The 20,052-nt window shown below is 38.1% G+C and carries 16 protein-coding genes; 11 read left to right on the forward strand and 5 right to left on the reverse strand.

The window, feature by feature from the left end:
• Positions 1 to 649 precede the first annotated feature (649 nt).
• On the reverse strand, positions 650 to 1,663 hold the full coding sequence (locus LVD51_RS19180; RefSeq protein ID WP_236972994.1) for a dipeptide epimerase: 1,014 nt from the start codon (positions 1,661 to 1,663) through the stop codon (positions 650 to 652).
• Between the two features lie 5 nt (positions 1,664 to 1,668).
• A complete protein-coding gene (locus LVD51_RS19185; RefSeq protein WP_236972995.1) occupies positions 1,669 to 2,463 on the reverse strand; it encodes a hypothetical protein in 795 nt (264 codons plus the stop codon).
• A 148-nt stretch (positions 2,464 to 2,611) separates the two neighbouring features.
• Here LVD51_RS19185 and LVD51_RS19190 point away from each other — a divergent pair, with 148 nt between their 5' ends.
• The 6 genes from LVD51_RS19190 (at position 2,612) to LVD51_RS19215 (ending at position 11,439) form a co-directional block, all read left to right on the forward strand.
• On the forward strand, positions 2,612 to 3,883 hold the full coding sequence (locus LVD51_RS19190) for a cation:proton antiporter domain-containing protein (RefSeq protein ID WP_236972996.1): 1,272 nt from the start codon (positions 2,612 to 2,614) through the stop codon (positions 3,881 to 3,883).
• Between the two features lie 437 nt (positions 3,884 to 4,320).
• Positions 4,321 to 4,665, forward strand: a complete 345-nt coding sequence (locus LVD51_RS19195; RefSeq protein ID WP_394803195.1) for a PadR family transcriptional regulator — start codon at positions 4,321 to 4,323, stop codon at positions 4,663 to 4,665.
• Entirely contained in the window at positions 4,658 to 5,299 is a 642-nt protein-coding gene (locus LVD51_RS19200) for a PspC domain-containing protein (protein WP_236972998.1), read from the forward strand. The genes LVD51_RS19195 and LVD51_RS19200 overlap by 8 nt, the downstream gene beginning before the upstream one ends.
• A 134-nt stretch (positions 5,300 to 5,433) precedes the next feature.
• Positions 5,434 to 7,014, forward strand: coding sequence for a peptide chain release factor 3 (locus tag LVD51_RS19205; RefSeq protein WP_236972999.1), 1,581 nt, complete (start codon positions 5,434 to 5,436; stop codon positions 7,012 to 7,014).
• A 475-nt stretch (positions 7,015 to 7,489) separates the two neighbouring features.
• Positions 7,490 to 9,910 carry a TonB-dependent receptor domain-containing protein gene (locus tag LVD51_RS19210; protein WP_236973000.1) on the forward strand — a complete coding sequence of 807 codons (2,421 nt, stop codon included), beginning with the start codon at positions 7,490 to 7,492 and terminating at the stop codon, positions 9,908 to 9,910.
• A 602-nt stretch (positions 9,911 to 10,512) separates the two neighbouring features.
• The gene (locus LVD51_RS19215; RefSeq protein ID WP_394803196.1) at positions 10,513 to 11,439 is read left to right on the forward strand and encodes a ThuA domain-containing protein; all 927 of its coding nucleotides are present in this window, start codon (positions 10,513 to 10,515) and stop codon (positions 11,437 to 11,439) included.
• Positions 11,440 to 11,583: 144 nt separating this feature from the next.
• Here LVD51_RS19215 and LVD51_RS19220 read toward each other — a convergent pair whose 3' ends face one another.
• The 3 genes from LVD51_RS19220 to LVD51_RS19230 form a co-directional block, all read right to left on the reverse strand.
• On the reverse strand, positions 11,584 to 13,065 hold the full coding sequence (locus LVD51_RS19220; protein WP_236973002.1) for a M48 family metalloprotease: 1,482 nt from the start codon (positions 13,063 to 13,065) through the stop codon (positions 11,584 to 11,586).
• Between the two features lie 120 nt (positions 13,066 to 13,185).
• Positions 13,186 to 13,512 (reverse strand): HesB/IscA family protein, encoded by a 327-nt coding sequence (locus tag LVD51_RS19225; RefSeq protein ID WP_236973003.1) that lies wholly within the window; start codon positions 13,510 to 13,512, stop codon positions 13,186 to 13,188.
• Positions 13,513 to 13,622: 110 nt separating this feature from the next.
• Entirely contained in the window at positions 13,623 to 14,822 is a 1,200-nt protein-coding gene (locus tag LVD51_RS19230; protein WP_236973004.1) for a cysteine desulfurase family protein, read from the reverse strand.
• Between the two features lie 80 nt (positions 14,823 to 14,902).
• Here LVD51_RS19230 and LVD51_RS19235 point away from each other — a divergent pair, with 80 nt between their 5' ends.
• The 5 genes from LVD51_RS19235 to LVD51_RS19255 all read left to right on the forward strand — a co-directional run bounded on the left by LVD51_RS19235 (position 14,903) and on the right by LVD51_RS19255 (position 19,808).
• Complete coding sequence (locus tag LVD51_RS19235; protein WP_236973005.1) at positions 14,903 to 15,721, forward strand: hypothetical protein; 819 nt, start codon at positions 14,903 to 14,905, stop codon at positions 15,719 to 15,721.
• A 33-nt stretch (positions 15,722 to 15,754) separates the two neighbouring features.
• A complete protein-coding gene (locus tag LVD51_RS19240) occupies positions 15,755 to 15,979 on the forward strand; it encodes a hypothetical protein (protein WP_236973006.1) in 225 nt (74 codons plus the stop codon).
• A gap of 577 nt (positions 15,980 to 16,556) precedes the next feature.
• The gene (locus LVD51_RS19245; protein WP_236973007.1) at positions 16,557 to 17,873 is read left to right on the forward strand and encodes a gluconate:H+ symporter; all 1,317 of its coding nucleotides are present in this window, start codon (positions 16,557 to 16,559) and stop codon (positions 17,871 to 17,873) included.
• A gap of 130 nt (positions 17,874 to 18,003) precedes the next feature.
• Positions 18,004 to 19,413, forward strand: a complete 1,410-nt coding sequence (locus LVD51_RS19250) for a vanadium-dependent haloperoxidase (RefSeq protein WP_236973008.1) — start codon at positions 18,004 to 18,006, stop codon at positions 19,411 to 19,413.
• A gap of 5 nt (positions 19,414 to 19,418) precedes the next feature.
• Entirely contained in the window at positions 19,419 to 19,808 is a 390-nt protein-coding gene (locus LVD51_RS19255; RefSeq protein ID WP_236973009.1) for a hypothetical protein, read from the forward strand.
• The last annotated feature ends 244 nt before the right edge of the window (positions 19,809 to 20,052 follow it).

Below are 20,052 nucleotides of genomic sequence, written 5' to 3' on the forward strand. Positions count from 1 at the left end.
GTGATCTATTTAGTTTCATTATAGCTACATTTTTTATAAACACTAAGATAATTAATTTATTTAAATTAGTGCCATTAGGGGTTAGGGGGGTGGATCTGTGAATTTTATCGATCCATCCCAGTATAATTACAATCCTTTTATCGATGCAATCTAGAGCATACCAAACAAATTATTTCTTTATTGTTAAACCAAGTCTTTTCAAATTTTGATCTCTTTCTATTTCAAATTGATAAGCAAGTTTATGATTTAAATCGAACTGTGAATCTATTATAGGATTATTAATTAAAACTGTAAGCTTTTTTTAGGACGAGTCAGTTTTTTTTCCACCCCCGCCTTTCTGGCACCCCCGCCAGCGGGGGACATTATCAAGAATGATTGAGTATTCTATGATAAAACAAATTAATTAAGCTGTTCATTTTACAAAAGTTTTATCTCGATTAATTACTGCATAAAGACGTAATTACTTGGTCGCTTACAATTGGGTTGCACTTCGTGCAACTGCATTCAGTCACCCACCCCAGGCGTGACTACAACGTAATACGTATTAATATATGGTTTGGATTTTTATATATACCATACACAGGTCATAATCATTGATACCCTTTCTATGGATGTTTTTCAAAATAAATCCATCCATTAAAACCAGCTATTAAACCTTCAATATCCCATTAAAGGATTTACCCAAACCCGGTTGATCGGATAAATGAATTTTTCCTCGCACCACAAAGGGGTCAACACCTTGATCTATATTTATAATATATTCTCCATCTAAATCGATATAATTAAAGTGACCTCCCAAATGACACATGGCCCCTATACCAATGGAGGATTCCGTCATACAACCAGCCATCACTTGAAATCCCAAGGATTTGGCCTTAGATATGATGCGAAGTGCTGGAGTAATCCCTCCGCATTTTTGTAACTTAATATTGATGACCTTATAATAGGGCTGAAGCCTTTCTATATCATCGATACCCTGAAAGCTTTCATCAGCCACCAAAATCATGGAAGTGTCAATGCCATCGAGATCAATATCGCGATCTTTGGCCAAGGGTTGTTCTACCAAATCAACTCCAAGGGAAGATAAAACATCCAAATTCGCAGGCAGGTCAGACCGTATCCAGCCACCATTGGCGTCAATGCGCAAACTGCCATCATACTCCTCTCTTATCTGACGGATTAAATCAATATCACCTTCAAATCCCATTTTAAGTTTTAAAGATGGCCATTGCCAAGATAATTTCTCCCGCCAGTCGTCTTGCGTCACAGTCAAACTCGACTCGACACTCACCGATTGACTCCCCCCTACAATCTGCCAAATGGGTTGACCGGTCAATTGTCCATACAAATCGTACAATGCCGTATCTACTGCCGACAACACAAAGGGATCAATAGGGCTCTCCATATCGTGGATTTCATCGTACAAGGCAGCAGGCGTCCAATCATCCGTTTTCGTTTCCAGTATTCGCTGAATCAATTGCAATTGCTCTTGAATATCGGCTTCACTCTTGTTGTAATACGGTACCAAACTCAGCTCTCCCCAAGCGATACCATCGCCTTGCTCCAATCTTACCCAATAACTCAATCTCTCCGTGTAAGTCCCATAGGACAATTTAAAGGGATAGCGCAATGGATACACCATTCTATGCCAAGTCAGTTTCATAATTTTTATTTAGAGTCGATTAATTCTTCCAAAAACCGATTGGCTTCATCAGCGTCTTTTTTCTTAAAAGCATCGAGAACAACGGCTTCATCATCGGCCTTACAGCGCAATTTCAATGTTTTAACATCGCTGCTCCACACTTGACCTTCACTGTATTCGACCGCTTTAAAATCTCTGACCTTGTACAGAGAATGTTGGCCATAACAAGTGCCCAAATAACAGTAATCCAACGACTGTTCTTGACCGTAGAGGATGGTTTCCAGCATTAAGTACTTACCCAGTGGTAGATCTGAAAATTCGGTTAAGGAGAAAAAACTAAACCAGTAATGCATCATTTTATCATCCTTGCAGAGAAAAATATAACCTAGATTTTCACCTTCATAACTATAGGTGAGAATGTGAGTCAACAATGGTGAGCGCAAGATATACAACAATCGATCGACCGGCATGGCTCCACCTTTGAATCTAGCGGCTCCATAATCGGAACAAAACTTCAAAAATTCTTCATTTTCTATATCAAAATCGGCAATTGGAGTCAATGTTTTTTCAAAAGTATAGGCTTCAAACTTTCTACCTACTCGTCGATTCTCGGAACTCGGTGCAAAATCCTTTAGTGAAATGCGTATGCTCCTAGCCATATAGTATAAATAGTGATTCAACTCTATATTTCCAGTATAGGGGAGGAATCCATTGGCGTAAATCTCTGAAAAGTCAACACTCGGCTCATATATCGCATAGGGTGCATATGAGAACGTATAACTGCTATAATCTTTGACAAATTCTGAGTAAAATATTTTCATTTCTTTAAATTTAAATTTCTTTGACGTCGGAATTTTAAAGCGATGAAATTAAATAATTATATTTATCCTGAAAATAAATTCAACAACGATTGCTTCAAATTGTAGGAAATAGCCAAAGTAATTGAAATATTATAAAAATACGACCTAAATGATTTCACCATTTTTTGCCGTAGCAGGAGGATTCGATTTATCAAACCCTTATGTTTTGCTAATCTTCGCCTCTATTATTTTAATCTTCAGCTATTTTTTTAATAAACTATCTGAGCGCACCAATATCCCATCGGTTCTGTTACTTATCATTACCGGTATGCTATTGAAATTTGGTGTGGAACAGGCAAATTACGAAGTACCCAATCTCATGCCTTATTTGGAAATACTGGGTATTGTCGGACTAATCATGATAGTACTTGAAGCTGCGTTGGACTTGGAACTTTCCAAGGAAAAATATCCATTAATTATCAGTTCCCTGCTCATAGCCTTTCTCTGTCTAATCGCTACGACCTTTGCCGTGGCATATTTTCTATATAGTCAATTGGATCTATCCTTTGGCATTGCCTTTTTATATGCCACTCCATTGACTATCATGTCGAGTGCCATTATTATCCCCAGTGTTACTGGATTGGAAATCGACACCAAAGAATTTATGATTTACGAATCGGCATTTTCCGATATCCTAGGTATCTTATTGTTCTATTTTGTCATTTCATTTCTAGAAGAAGGCGGAATGAGAGCTACATCTCAGTTTTTTATCAGCCTAATAATGACCATCATCGTGGCTTTGGTAGCCAGTATTATATTGATATATTTATTTAAGGACCTTAAGAGTCAGACAAAGTTATTTCTACTTACGGCCAACCTTATACTGTTGTACAGTTTGGGGAAACTCTTTCATTTATCCCCCCTCATTATTATCTTGGTTTTTGGATTGGCTTTGTCCAACCACAGTAAGTTTTCCAATTTTTTTAAAAAATATGGAATAGATACCAATAGTATCAGTAAGATAGAAAAGGAATTTCACCTCATCACTTTGGAGTCTGCATTCTTGGTGAGAACCTTCTTTTTTGTAGTTTTTGGGATGACGATAGACATAGCCAACTTATTGAATTTAGAAGTTTTCCTTATCAGCCTAGCAGTAGTCAGCTGTATATTTATTTTCAGAGCTATCATGTTGTATTTCTTCGCCAAATCCAATTTTTATCCTGAAATCTATATCGCACCTCGTGGATTGGTAACCATATTGTTATTTTTTCAGATACCAGACAAATTCATTGACCCACAGGTAAAGCCAGGTATCGTATTATATGTTATCATTATTACCAGTTTGGTGATGACTTATTATTTAATTAAGGATAAGATGTCAAAAAACATCAATGGCAATGGGGAGAAAAATATCGGATCCGAGACCGTGACCTCAGCTTAACCTCCCTGTATTATTCGATTTCTTATAGGGATAAGCATTTATTTCACTGCACATTCTTGGGTATTGACCAAGTGGATATGGTCAGAGAATAGCCATATTCAGTTTGAAGATGACGCCGAAATGGCTGAATGGAGTTGCCCAAAGTCCCACTTCATTCAATCATTTTAATATGCATTCGGTATTAATTAAACCTAACAATCTTCATATAAATCGAAATAAATGTCTTGAATATCCCTTTATTTTGCATTAAATCACAGATTTCTACTGAAACACCGTCATTGTTTTTAGTCAATTTCACGTTTTTATCGGATATTTATAGTCATTGATCTAAAAGACTATCTATAAAAAGGTATTATGCTTTACAAAGTACTATATGAATCATATATTTGAATTGTATTTAAAACACAGCTGTATTCATTACCTAAAATTAGAATTACATGAAGATCGAAAATATGAAAGCGCAGATGCGCAAAGGAGTGCTGGAGCTATGTGTGCTTGGCATACTAGCTGAATCTACCATGTACCCGTCTGACATCATCAAACAATTGAAAAACAATCAATTGATTGTGGTCGAAGGCACATTATATCCGCTGCTAAACCGCCTTAAAAGAGAGGGATATCTTACTTATGAATGGCAAGAATCTACAGGGGGACCTCCGAGAAAGTATTATAAAATCACTGAACAAGGGTCTCAACTGAGAGAAGAACTCAATACGGTGTGGAAAGATTTATCACAGGCCGTCAATTTTTCAAACGTTATAAACAAATCGAACAATGAATAAAATAGAATATCTTAACCTAGGTGGATTACCGATTGCAGCAGATGCAGATGCAGCTGAAATGCTTGAAAATTACCTAATGGACTTGGACCAATATTTTGGCAAATCCGAATACGCCGAGGAAATCATCAGCGATATCGAACTTAGAATGGCTGAACTCATAGAAGAAAAAATGGGAAGTCGTAAAATAGCTAATATCGACGATGTAAGATACGCCATTAATGTCATGGGTACTGCCGACCAGTTTGATGACGGTGTAGACGATGATGATTTCGATGAAAAAATATATACTGGAGATTCGAAACAAGGCAATTATAACAAAAAACTCTACCGCGATCCTCAAGAAAAAGTAATTGCAGGTGTATGCGCCGGAGTATCTGCCTACTTCGGTATCCAAGACCCCATCTGGCTTCGACTGGCCATAGTGGTATTTACCCTCACCGGAGGAGCCGGTATCATATTATACCTCATACTATGGGCCATAATGCCAGAGGCGAGAACATCTATAGATAGACTTCGCATGAAGGGAGAACCTGTGGATTTAAAAAACATCGAACGAATTGTAGAAAATGGATTCGACCACATTTCCTCGATGGCGGATAAAATGTCGGAAAAATTCACTAAAAAAAAATGGTAAATCGCTATTGAATCATCCTATTAACTAACCCTTTCTTAGCTTCCAGAATATCAATACAAATAAGGTATAATAGCTAGTAGGATGATTTCAATAAAATCCAATACCTTTGCAGCCGTAAAAAACGGATCTAATCGATGAGCATACAGAAAGAGATTGAAAAACGAAAGACATTTGGCATTATTTCTCACCCGGATGCAGGTAAAACCACACTGACAGAAAAGCTTTTGTTATTTGGAGGAGCCATCCAAACGGCAGGTGCAGTTAAATCCAATAAAATAAAGAAACACGCAACTTCCGATTTTATGGAAATCGAAAAGCAGCGGGGGATCTCCGTGGCCACCTCAGTGATGGGGTTTGAATATATGGATCTCAACATCAATATATTGGATACACCTGGTCACAAAGATTTTGCCGAAGACACCTACCGAACGCTTTCTGCAGTGGACTCCGTGATTGTAGTCATCGATGTGGCAAAAGGGGTGGAATCTCAAACCGAGAAGTTGGTTCAGGTCTCTAGAATGAGGAATATCCCCATCATCGTTTTTATCAATAAACTGGATCGCGAGGGGAAAGACCCGGTCGACTTAATGGACGAAGTAGAGGAAAAACTAGGACTCAACGTACTGCCCTTGAGTTGGCCCATAGGCATGGGACAACGATTTAAGGGGGTGTACAATATATTCGAGAAACAACTCGTCCTATTCAATCCCCATGGTCAGCAACTTGATGAAGAAAGTATTACAGTGACCGACCCTACAATAGAAAATCTTACCGAATATATCGGACAGGATGCTGCTGAAGAATTGATTGAAGAACTGGAAATGGTTACTGGAATATATGATCCATTTGAAAAAGACCTCTATCTCAAAGGAGAACAATGTCCAGTATTTTTTGGATCGGCGATTAACAATTTTGGAGTGAAGGAGCTCCTGGATTGCTTTGTTCAAATCGCTCCCAATCCCCTGGCAAGAGTGGCCGAAGAAAGGACGGTTATTCCATCAGAAGAACAACTAACAGGGTTTATATTTAAGATCCACGCCAATATGGATCCCAATCACAGAGATCGAATTGCCTTTTTGAGGATTTGTTCTGGCAAATTTGAACGAAATAAATTCTACCATCACGTTAGAAAAAATTCCAAAATTAGATTTTCCAACCCCACCACCTTTATGGCATCCAAAAAGGAATTGGTAGAAGAATCTTATCCCGGAGATATCGTAGGTTTATACGATTCGGGCAATTTTAAGATCGGGGATTCTCTGACAGAAGGAGAAAGTCTTCAGTTTAAGGGTATTCCTCGGTTCTCTCCAGAACTGTTTAGATATGTGATCAACAAAGATCCAATGCGTTTTAAACAATTGGACAAAGGATTGAGAGAACTGATGGATGAAGGGGTAGCTCAGTTATTTGTAAAAATCATGGGTTCGCAAAAAATTATCGGTACGGTGGGCGCTCTGCAATTTGATGTAATCAAATACCGGTTAGATCATGAATACGGAGCCAATTGTGACTATCAAGCCGTCAATATTCACAAAGCCCTGTGGATAGAAGTCAATAACAAAGAGGAGTTTAAAGATTTTGAGAAAAGAAAAATGAAGGACATTGCCAAAGACAAAGACGGCAACTTGGTCTATCTGGCTGAGACAGCCTGGTCATTGAAAATGGCGCAGGATAATTATCCCGGATTAGTTTTTCACGAATCATCAGAGTTTTAATGGACATTGCTTGCCGAGGTTATCAAATACCAAATGCATTTTATTTGTGATTTTTATTTCTCCATTTTCTGCCCAATAAGCAAAAGATATTGAATCTTCTTACCCAAGATCCATGCACGAGATTCATGGTGAAGTGAGTGGTCAAGTGAGTGGTCAAGTGAGTGGTCAAGTGAGTGGTTAATATATTTTAAATCATGCCAAAGCTATATCGTAGCCAAAGGATAATTCAATCATAGATTTAGACACTCCTTGATTTGAATATTTTCACCAAAATATCACTCTCTAAATTATGGTAAGGATTTAATGGATATTCGATTCATATCCTACATTCAGTGGCAAAAACCCTTAAAAATTCCGCCTTTAGCCTTAAAAACACGACGAACAGAACAAAATACTCTACCAACGGCAGCAACTTTTTAAGGTTGTCGGCCGTCCTAGCAGGGTATTTTTTAAATCCAAACAAATAATAACCATCATGCTTTACAAACGAGTGCAAATTGTCATTCTATTTTTATTTACATCATTTTCCATTATAGCACAATCAACCTTCACGGTATCCGGTCGTTTGACCGACGACTCCGATGAAGCCCTCCCCTTTGCCAACATTATATTACATAAAAGTGTAGATTCCACCATGGCCACCATGGACTATTCGGCCGAAGATGGAAGTTTTATTCTCAATGTATCCGAACCTGACAGCTATTATCTACACATTTCATATGTGGGCTACCAAGATTTTACTTCTACTAGTTTCTCTTTAAATGATAAAGAAGCGAGCAAAGATTTTTCAACTATATCTTTAAATGTTTCTGGTGCCATGCTCGACGAACTGGTGGTAACAGCTAAGCGCCCCTTATTGGAAGTAAAACCAGATAAAATGGTATTAAATGTAGCTGGGAGCATCAATGCATCTGGCAATAATGCCCTCGAATTACTGAGAAAATCACCTGGGGTTATGGTAGACCAAAATGACAATATTAGTTTGTTGGGACGAAGTGGAATAAGAATTTATATCAATGGCAAAAAATCACCTTTAAATGGTGACCAACTCGGACAATACCTCAAGTCAATTCCTTCGGAAGAAATCCAAAAGATAGAATTAATATCGCAACCTTCCGCCAAATACGATGCTGAAGGCAATGCCGGCATTATCAATATCGTCTTAAAGAAGAATATAAAGAACGGCCAAAATACCAATATGGCATTGAGTTACCGACAAGGAGAAGAAGCGGTATACAATGGCAATATTCAATCCAACTGGAAAGTCAACCAATTTAACGCCTTTGGTTCATTGAGCTATTACGACAGTTCAGATCCCAATACCCAACTTATCTATAGAGCTCAAGACGGTATTGTTTTCGATCAGACATTTCAATCCCTAAGTAGAGCCAAAGGTTGGAATTACAAAGCTGGTCTCGATTACGATATCAATAAAAACAATGTCCTAGGTTTTATGGTCCATGGTGGATTAAGCGACAATAATATAGACAAATACTCCAGAGCAGAAATCAGTTCGAGTCCAACAGAAATCGACAGCATCCTAATCTCAGATGGAGATAGTCGATCTGACAATCAAAATACTTCATACAACCTCAATTATATGCACACCGGTGATCATGAGACGGTCTGGAGTATCGATGCCGACTATGGCAAATATGGTAATGGCGCCATGCAAAACCTACCCAATACCTATTGGAATAGTGAAGAGAATTACATCTTACAACAAAACAAATATTTTATTGACAATCATTCAGACATCGATATTTACACCTTAAAATCTGATTATGAAAGAAGTCTAGGCGATGGCAAGATAGGATTGGGGATGAAGTGGTCCAATGTATCGACGGATAATACTTTTAACTATTTCAATGTAATCAATGATCAGAAAATTGAAAATCTCGATCGATCTAATCAATTTGAATACCAGGAAGAAGTCTGGGCAACTTATGCCAGTTTTAATCAAAAGTTTCATCGTTGGGCTGTTCAAGCTGGGTTAAGGATGGAACACACAAAATCCACTGGAAACTTAATCAGTAACCAGCAGTCAGATTTGGACAAGGTCAGTAAAAAATATATTGACTTCTTCCCCTCTTTCGGTCTTACATATACCATCAATGAAAACCACGTTGCCCAACTAAATTATAGTCGACGCATCAATCGTCCCAATTACAAATCATTAAATCCATTTGAATTTAAATTAGATGAGTTAAGCTATCAAAAAGGGAATCCATTTTTAACTCCAGAATACAGCAATAAAATATCGCTGGGCTATACCTTATTGCAAAGTATTACCACATCGCTCTCCTACAGTCAAACCACCGACATGATTTCTGATATCGTTCAATTGACCGAAGAAAATGCAGCCTTCCAAACCTATAAAAATTTATCTTCTCAATACGATCTTTCGTGGAACATTAGTGCGGGTATACCGATTACTGAATGGTGGACTTCTTATACCAATCTATTGTTGTATCACCGCGAATCAAAGGGTGAGATAATCACAGGTCAGGAAAATTCATTGACCTCAAATACGATGCAAATCTACAGTCAGCACAATTTTCAATTGCCCAAGGAGTGGTCATTGGAGATTGACGGATATTATCAGAGTCCATCGGCATGGGGCGGGCAATTTATTCTTCACGAGACATGGGGTATAAATGCTGGAGTTCAAAAAAAGATATTCAACGACCAGGCAAATATAAAATTGGGCATTACTGACATATTCAATTCCATGAATTGGAAGACACATAGCGACGTAGGAACATTTGATGTACGTTCATCAGGCCACTGGGATAGCCAACAAATCAAATTGAGTTTCTCATATATGTTTGGCAACAATAAGATTAAAAATAGAAAAAGAGATGGCGGCAGCAGTAAAGAAGCTGGCAGAATATAGGCCATATCATCAATTTTTCTAGCAGCCATCCATCTGGATATACATAGATATCAACCTATATAGTGTGTTAAATACCGGAGTCACTATACTCCGGTATCACATACGAATTACATTTATATTTCTTCGGATAGTTTATATACTTTCACCTATAACAACTGATAGGAAGACAAGATATAATTCCGGTCTCCATACACAGCATTAAAATTTCCTCCGCCGAACAATAAAAATCATATTAATACATAACACAAACAAATATTTACATAATTATATTTCACTTATTTACACAACAGCAAAACAAATAACAAACATCCTGATATTCATCGCTTTACTTCATTCATCTTAGACTAATTCAAAAATATTCAGACATAAAAGTGGTTTTTTTAGATATTTACCATCAATTTAACTCATTTTGAGTTAAATTGATGTGGATTACAGATTATTGCACTAAAATTAGGAAGAATCATATCTCATCTATCTTTTAATAACATCAACTTACAAATATGAATTTTTTTAATAAAACCATTTGTCTCCCCCACTCAACTCCAAAAAATTATCGATACTTTAAGTCTTTGATTCTAGCTTCTTTATTGTTATCGAGTTTTATGGGATATGGACAAATTAAGGTCCTCATTATCGACGGACAAAACAATCACAAGGTATGGCCCAAATCGACCATAATGATGAAGCAGTATTTGGAAGAAACCGGACTGTTTACCGTAGATATAGAGCGCACAAATTATACATGGAATGCAGAAACAGAAAGTGAATATCTTCCATTAGCCCAGGCTGGGGTATCAGAGGATTTGAGCAAGCCCAAAATGGATGCCGACTTTGCTCCCAAATTTAGAAAATATGATGTTATTGTTTCCAATTTTGGATGGAATGCAGCCGATTGGTCGGATAAGACCCAGTGTAAATTTGAAAAATTCATTAGAAAAGGAGGTGGTTTTGTGTCTGTACACGCCGCCGATAATTCATTTCCCAATTGGTTGGAATACAACCAAATGATTGGAATAGGAGGATGGGGTGATAGAGATGAATCTCATGGTCCTTATGTCTATTACAATAATGATGGAAAATTGATTAGAGACAATTCACCTGGAAAAGCGGGAGCCCATGGTCATCGATTAGAAATCCCCATAACTATTCGAGAGCCCAATCACCCTATAACCAAAGATATGCCCCTACAGTGGATGACCACAAAAGATGAGTGTTATGCCAAATTGAGAGGCCCAGCAGAAAATATGACGGTACTGGCTACAGGTAAGGATCAGTCGGCCAATGCCCCAACGGATCGACACGAACCCGTATTAATGACCATTGATTATGGCAAGGGCAGAGTATTTCATACGACACTAGGTCACGACACAGAATCCATTGAAAGTGTGGGTTTTATTGTTTCCTTTACCAGAGGAGTCGAATGGGCAGCCACGGGAATGGTTAGTCAAGCTATACCCAAGGACTTTCCGTCGAAGAAGGAATCCAAATCTAGAAAATACGTATTAAACAAAGATATCATTAAGCCCTAACAATGACTGGCATTTAATACTACAGCATTTCAGATTATTCTATCTCGAAACCCTACCTACTCATACCACTACTAAAAAGGCCTTTCGAAATGAAAGGCCTTTTTAGTAGTGAATTACAAATTCTATTTTTCTATAAATAATTTTCTATTTATTTATAGTATATTTTTCAACAACCTTGAGGTATTGATTGGTTTCTAGTTTATCAGTGAGATTCATATTATTTAAGACGGCAAACTCCTCGAATCTATCTGTCGGTATATTGTATTTCCTAAAGGCATTTTCCACCGTCATGCCAAAAGGAACCTGAACTACTTTAATCCGTTCGGGCTGAACATTTAATTTCTCAGAGTCTGTCAATTTTTTAAAGTTGTCCAAAGTAAAGAGAAAATAGTTAGAGTACTGATTAAATGTAGTTTTAGCGGAAACCCCCAAGATTTGATAGATCAAATCGTGTTCAGTATCTTGATAAAAATATGCAAGAAGTCTAGCACTTTGTTCCGGTGCTTCTTGGTTCACTTGATCGGCTACAATTTGGTAGGCAGGATATCCATTGACATTTTTACTGCCGCTTTCTACCAACTGCAATTGATATTGCTCTATAAATCCATCAGCCGCCTCCTTTAGTGAACTGCCCTGAGCCAATGACATAATCATCATTGCATTACCTTCTGCACCCACAATCTGTACTTGTGAAGGGGAATTCACCAATTGCCATCCACTGGGATAAGGATAGGTGAATTTCAAATCGGGATGATAGAAAACATTGTTCTCAGTAAAGCCTTCTCTGGGATTATCGCCATACATAATGCCATCAATCAACTCTAGATAAGAATTTCGCTCAACTTTATATGGTGCAGCATTCACTTTAGACTTCCAGTTGTTGGCCAACTCCAATACCTTGTCATGACGATCGTCGGGATTGGGGTGGGTAGACAAAAAATCTGGAATCTCACTGGCTCCAGAACTCTTTCCCAATCGGCTCAAAGTGGTGAAAAATCCAGCCATGTAGTCGGCATCATATCCCACTTTGGTCGAATACTCTACACCCAACTCATCAGACTGACTCTCATCTGCCCTACTATTGCTCAACATCATCAATTGGATACCTTGGGATATTTCATTGGCAAACTGCCTCACTGTAGGTGATATAACCATACCGGCAATAAATCCTATCTGAGACAACATTTGTTGGGTATACTGTTGGGCACCATGTCGAGCGGTAACATGACCTATTTCGTGGCCCAATACACCGGCAAATTCGGCTTCATTGTTAAAATGGGCCAATATCCCACGTGTAAAATAGACAAATCCACCTGGCAGGGCAAATGCATTGACAACAGAGGAATTGAGTACTTTGAATTCAAAGGGAAGACTGGCTCGATGGGAAACCTTAACCATTTCCTGTCCCTTTTCGTTGATAAAATCTTGAATGGCCTGATCGTCGTATAATCCAAATTCAGTGACTACCTGAGGATCGGATTGCAAACCCAGAGCTCTTTCCTGCGATTCACTCATAAAACTGAGTTCTTTCTTACCCGTCACAGGATTTCTCGAGCAACTCGATAGAAATATACCGAGGATAACATAAAAAAAGATTGAAAAATACAGATGCTTAGTGAGTAACATATTCAAATTTTAATACACAAGATAATAAAGCAAAAATATTTATACTAAATTTTCTGCCAGTCTATTGCAAAACCCAGCCAATTTTCAATCCATCACATAAAATTCTTCATTTAAAAAGACTTACAATGAGAAACTCTCACCGCAACCACAGGATCTAGCCGCATTGGGATTGTCAAAATAAAATCCCTTGCCCGTCAGTCCACCGGCAAATTCCAATTTAGTATTACAGAGATATAAAAAACTCTTTAGATCAGTTACTATTTTCACACCGTTGTCCTCAAACACTTGATCGTCTTTGGCCAATTCGGTATCAAAATCCATCTTATAAGATAGACCGGAACAACCCCCGCTGATGACGCTTACTCTTACAAAATGGTTGTCTGTAATTTCACCAGCTCCTTTAATTTCCATTATTTTCTCTTTCGCACTGTCTCCAACAAATAACATACGATTGTTTTTACACTTTTAAATACAACTCTCCTGTTCAACAAAAAAACCTCCTCTCCGGTTCAATTCATCCAGAAAATCACCATTCATTTACTTTTACAAAGATAGCACTATATCTCCAAATCTACACCGGCTTGAAACATTTGCCATAATGGACTCTCCGCTCTCAACTCTGCGACTTTCTCCACTACCATATCCACTGCCTTGTTTACTTCCTCTAAAGTGTTGAATCTACCCAAACTAAATCGAATAGAAGCCTTGGCATCCAACTCCGACAACCCCATGTGAAGCAACACATGAGAGGGATCCGGATTGGCCGAAGTACAAGCAGATCCAGAAGATACTGCCACTACACTATTTATTTTAACCATAAGTTGTTCACCATCTACATATTTAAAAACCACATTGGATACATGAGGAAGTCGATCCTCCCTATCGCCATTGACCTTCGTCTCTGACACTTCCATTAACAAACGATTCTCAAGATGATCTCTCAATTCTCTCAATCGCACTTCATCGGTCTTCATCTGGCGAAGGGCCAATTCAGCTGCTGTCCCCATCCCCACTATTCCAGGTACATTCAGTGTACCACTCCTTCTATTGTCTTGATGGCCACCACCGTGGATCAAAGCATGAATTTTGACTCGAGGCTTTGATTTGCGTACATATAAACCACCCATTCCTTTGGGGCCATAAAATTTATGGGCACTAAATGCCATCAAATCAATTCCCAAATCTTGGGGATGTGTAGTTATCTTACCCACAGCTTGGGTTGCATCACACATAAAAAACACTTGATGCTTTTTGCAAATATTTCCTATTTCGCGAACCGGATGAATCAGTCCCGTTTCATTATTCGCCCACATAATGGCCACACACAGGGTGTGTTCATCTATATTATCCTTCAATTCTTGCAAATCGATATGACCTTGTTGATCGACTTTTAAATAGGTTAATCGCCATCCCATTTTTTCCAAAGCTTCACAAGTATCGAGTACAGCACTGTGCTCCGTTTCACAGGTAATGATATGATTCTTTATTCCCTTCCAAGTATCGGCTAAACCTTTCAATGCAAGATTAATAGATTCCGTAGCCCCGCTGGTCAGCACTATTTCGTCTTCCCCAACCTTAAATAGATCGGCCAAATGCCGAACACCTTCCTCCACAGCCGCACTTGCCTCCCATCCAAAGGCATGACTGCGACTACTGGCATTACCAGGTTTTTCTATAAAAAAAGGCAGCATCTTTTCCAAGACTTCTGGATCCATCGGAGTGGTCGCATTATTGTCAAAATATATTCGGTGGTCCACGTTTATCTTATTTTAATGTATTCAACTATAATTTTAATCATCAAATTACGTAAATTGTTTATATTTTATCAACATTGTCTATGAAAAAGAACTACAGCCTACAAGATTGGGAAGCACTGTTTACACGCGAATTGAAAGGGGGCAATCCATCTTCTTTTCACTATTCCCCTTTAGACAGTATTGAACTGCCTCCATACATTCAACCCGAAAACCAATCTTCCTTCTCTATCCCTCAACATTCCTCGATAAAACATAGTTTTCATTGGAATTTATCCGATGAATTAGCTCAACAATATACCTCCCTACTGTCAGATTATACATTGACTCATTGGTTTTCCTCCCCTGCCCTAAAACACAAAGACTTACCTTCGACAAAATTTGAATCTTTAATCGAAATCAATCCAAACCTGTTGAAAACAAGAGATGATCAAAAAATAATTACACTTCACATTGACCACATCAATCCTTCCTCCTTTCGTATAGCCGATTATTTTAAAAATGAAGATCGGATTCAGCTATGGATTCGACCTAGCCATGATATATATCTAAATATGGGAATGATCCGAGGCATTCAAAAAGCTCTGCACAAACTTGGATTCACAGACCGCTGTCAGCTTTATACAGAGATCAATGCTTCTGAAATGAATGATTTACATCAAAATATGATCGCATGGACTTTACAGTGCACAGCCAGTCTACTGGCAGGTTTAAATCAATTTATATGGCATCTTGCACCAGTCCAAAAAATAAAAATTGAAAATCTATCTCTCATCCTAAATATTCCAGAAATCTTGATCAGAGAAGCCAATCTCACCAAGGCCGGAGATGCCATTCAAGGGTCTGATTTTCTAGAAGAATTAAGCGATCAGATTGCCACACTTATTATGAAACCACAATGATAATTACACTATAAACAAAGATTTTTTACGCAATTGTGGTCGAAAGTTCCTACTATCCTTTACTTCTACCTCAACCTCAACCTCAATCAAAACCTCAACCTGAACCTCAACCTGAACCTCAATCAAAACCTCAACCTGAACCTCAACCTCAATCTCAATCTCAATCTCAATCTCAATATCAATATCAATATCAATCTAATTCAATTACGACTAAATCATCGATCCTTTCCAACCAATCACCGCTTTAGATTCAGATAAATTGCCTGACTGTTTGTTATAAGGGTATCATATAAAATAAACAACCTGCGATGAATATTTCCGTGTATTGCTTTATGTTGAAAATTCTTTGATAGAAGGAACTGCGAGAGATGGTTTTAGACGAATTTCATTTATAATTGAGAAATAAGTCCACCAAACTGAAGTTTTCATAATTTAATGAAATAGAGAAACAAACAACTTATCAATTTAGCTAAATATCCTATCATCAGAGTGAATTCAAATTCCCGATGGAAGAAGATTTTTTATAACACTTTTTAGAAACATTTATAGAATATAAAATTGCCTGTAACTATTTGACATTATTTTATTCCACAAAATAGTTTTCTATTTTACAAGAAACACAACACACTACCCAAAACACACATAATCAATTGACTACCAACACCATACAACATCATACTTCTTAAAAAATACAGAAGTAAATCAACTCATTTTTTCTCAATAAAATACAATAAAAGTTAAACATTGCCGACAAACAAATATAATATCGATAAAGTTTTATCACAAAAAATGTTAACTTTCGCATCTTCCGAAAAACCCATAAAAATAAACAAAGATGCCGCTGATTATTATCGTTATTGGAATATTGCTATTGGTTTTGCTAATAGGCTATTTTAAATTCAACACTTTTATCTCATTTATCCTCGTATCGGTAGGGGTGGGAATTGCAGAAGGAATGGATCCTATAACAGTCTCTCATTCTATACAGAAAGGTATAGGTAGTGTCATGGGATTTTTAGTCATCATCTTAGGTTTCGGTGCTATGTTGGGAAAAATGGTAGCAGATAGTGGGGCAGCGCAGCGAATATCCGATAGTTTAATCGCCGCTTTTGGCATAAAATACCTGCAATGGGCCTTGGTACTTACCGGTTTTATAATAGGCATTCCAATGTTTTATTCGGTGGGATTTGTCATTATGGTACCACTGGTATTCACCGTAGCCGCCAGTACGCGAATGCCATTGTTGTACGTGGGTCTGCCAATGCTGGCAGCTCTTTCCGTCACACACGGTTACCTTCCACCCCACCCAGCACCATCGGCTTTGGTCAATGACTACGGGGCCGATCTAGGGCTGACTCTAATATATGGATTGGTGGTAGCCGTACCAGCCATTATCCTAGGGGGACCTATATTTTCATCGACACTTAAGAAATACAATCCCAAACCCTTGGCTATATTTTACAATCCAAAGATCTTCACGGACAAGGAAATGCCCAGTTTAGGCATTAGTGTATTTACCGCATTGTTGCCAGTCATCGTATTGGGTTTTACAGCCATAATCAAGATGTTTGTCGATAGTGAATCACTTTTTGGAAGTATTATATATACCCTTAGTGACCCCATAATAGCCATGTTGATTACCATCGTTGTTGCCGTTTTTACATTGGGCATAAATCGAGGTATGTCGATGAACGATATTTCTCAATCTCTCAAAACTGCTGTTGAAAATATTGCAATGATACTTTTTATCATTGCTGGAGCAGGAGCATTAAAACAAATAATGATAGACAGTGGGGTCAGCGATTATATAGCTGAAGGTTTAAAAGATGTAGATGTTTCCCCCTTGATTCTTACCTGGGGTATTGCAGCAGTAATTCGGGTATGTGTTGGATCAGCCACTGTAGCGGGACTGACTACTGCCGGAATTGTCTTTCCTCTCATCAGTCAAACTGGTGTAAGCCCTGAACTTATGGTATTGGCAACAGGTGCTGGAAGTCTTATGTTTTCACACGTCAATGACGGGGGATTCTGGATGTTTAAAGAGTATTTTAATCTCACCGTCAAAGAAACTATAAAAACTTGGTCGGTAATGGAAACCATCGTATCAATATCGGGATTGGTTGGAGTATTAATTTTAAATATGTTTATATAATTCCACAAATCACCAAAAAAATGTTAAACACTTGTTTTTGGTACTAAATGCGCAGTTCCTTTTTACATTTGGTGTTAAAAATATATTTATCTTTAGCCATTGAATTTGAGTAAAATAGTTCCAAAACACCATGAAAAACAACCGATATTTTATGTTGAAACCATCCAAGTTACGCCATTTCTCCTATGGGGCAGTTTTAATATTCATTCTAATAACCCTAGAATCTTGTCAAAAAGAAAACATTGACAGCCCTACATCCGTTGGTGTCAGTCCATTGACTAGGGAATACGAAGGCGAATTTCTACAGGACTATTTTTTCCTTACCTGTCGAATCGCGCAGACAACCGATGGTTTTTTCCCTACCCAAGCCGCCCGTGCATATGGATACATCGGAGTTACAGCTTACGAATCAGTAGTTCATGGAATTGAAGGTGGAGAAAGTTTAGCCGGCCAATTGGACGGGTTTGAAAAAGGCAGTCTTCCCCAACCTAACCCAGCATTAGAATACAACTGGGCATTGGCTTGTAATGCGGCCATGGGACAAATAATCAGACGATCATTTGAACTTAATTTGACCAATGAAAATAGTGAACGACTGTATTTTATGGAAAAAGACAATCGAAACCTATTAAGTCAAAATGTCCCAGAAGACGTAATTATGAGATCAGAGCATTTTGGTCGATCTGTAGCTGAAGCCATTTACCAAAAAAGTACAACTGATGGAGCCCACCTAGCATACTTGGATCCATTCAAACAAAGTGAAGCCATTCCCAACGATGAGTATTGCTGGGTCCCCACAGGAGCTAATGCAGTTCCATTGAGTCCCAATTGGGACAAAACCAGAAGTTTTATTCCCAACATAGCAGAAGATAGTCAACCTATACCCCATCTGGCTTTTTCCAAAGAGACCAATTCAGAATTCTATCAACAAGCCATGGACGTATATACTCAAGTCACTCAAAATAATACAGAGGAAGAAATTACCATAGCCAAATACTGGGCCGACGATCCTTTTCAGACTTGTACTCCGGCTGGGCACACCTTCAATATTACCACTCAATTGTTACAGGAATCCAATGCCACTTTAGAAAAAACCGCAGTTGGGCTCGGCATGATGGCAGTAGCTGAAAACGATGCTTTTATTAGTTGTTGGAAATCAAAATACGACTACGTATTAATTCGCCCTGTCAGCTATATTCAGCGATATATCGACAGTGATTTTCAGACCGTTATCGGAACACCGCCTTTCCCAGCCTATATCTCTGGGCATTCCGCTGAGATAGGTGCAGGTATCAAAGTCCTCATCGAATTATTTGCAGATGAAAATGGCAACTACGAATTTACCGACCTCAGTCAGATTCAATATGGATTTGAAGCAAGACAATATGACAATTTTTATGACATGGCCGCAGAATGTGCACTTTCCCGATATTATGGCGGTATACATTTTGAAATGGACAACACCAATGGATTAGATGTGGGGTACGCAGTAGGCGATGCAGTATTAACTAAAATCAACTGGCCCAAAAATATTCAATAGCGCAGATGAAGAAAGTATTCTACCCTTTAGTTATGATTCTATTGATCTTGGCTTGTCAATCAGAAAAGAAACCGGAATTTTTGTTACTTGATAAGATAGCCGATCTCCACTGTCAAGCTAAAAATCTAAAAGATTTACGATTTTCCCTAGCAGACTCCATGCGTTATTACCAAGACTCTCTGCGATTGCATCCGGATCAAAAAGAAAAACAATTGAAATGGCAAGAAATTATCGAACAACAATTAATCAGAAAGGATGATTTAGCCAATGCGAGTAGAGATCTTGCTGATTCTATAAGGCAATACCTCAATATATCTACAGCAAATATGTCGCCTGCCGACAAACGGGTGTTTAATGAGGCTCTAAAGGAGAAATCTCAACAAAATTGCCCATAAGCCATTTTTCAAAGTTTCTTTTAAAGTTTGGATTTAATACTGGTATCAATAATGACCTATTATAAAATGTCAAGTCTCATATCGATAAAATCAACTCCTTATAATTGATTATATCGCTACTGTAATATTGAAGGAAAATTTGCTGCCTTAATATTCACTGACAAATTTGGATATTACGGATCGTTTTGTGCCAGGTATTTCGGTGGGTTAGTGCCAGTTATATCGGTTCAAATTGTGCCAATAT

This window comes from Membranihabitans marinus (assembly GCF_021729155.1).
GTDB classification, from domain to species: Bacteria; Bacteroidota; Bacteroidia; order Chitinophagales; family Saprospiraceae; genus Membranihabitans; species Membranihabitans marinus.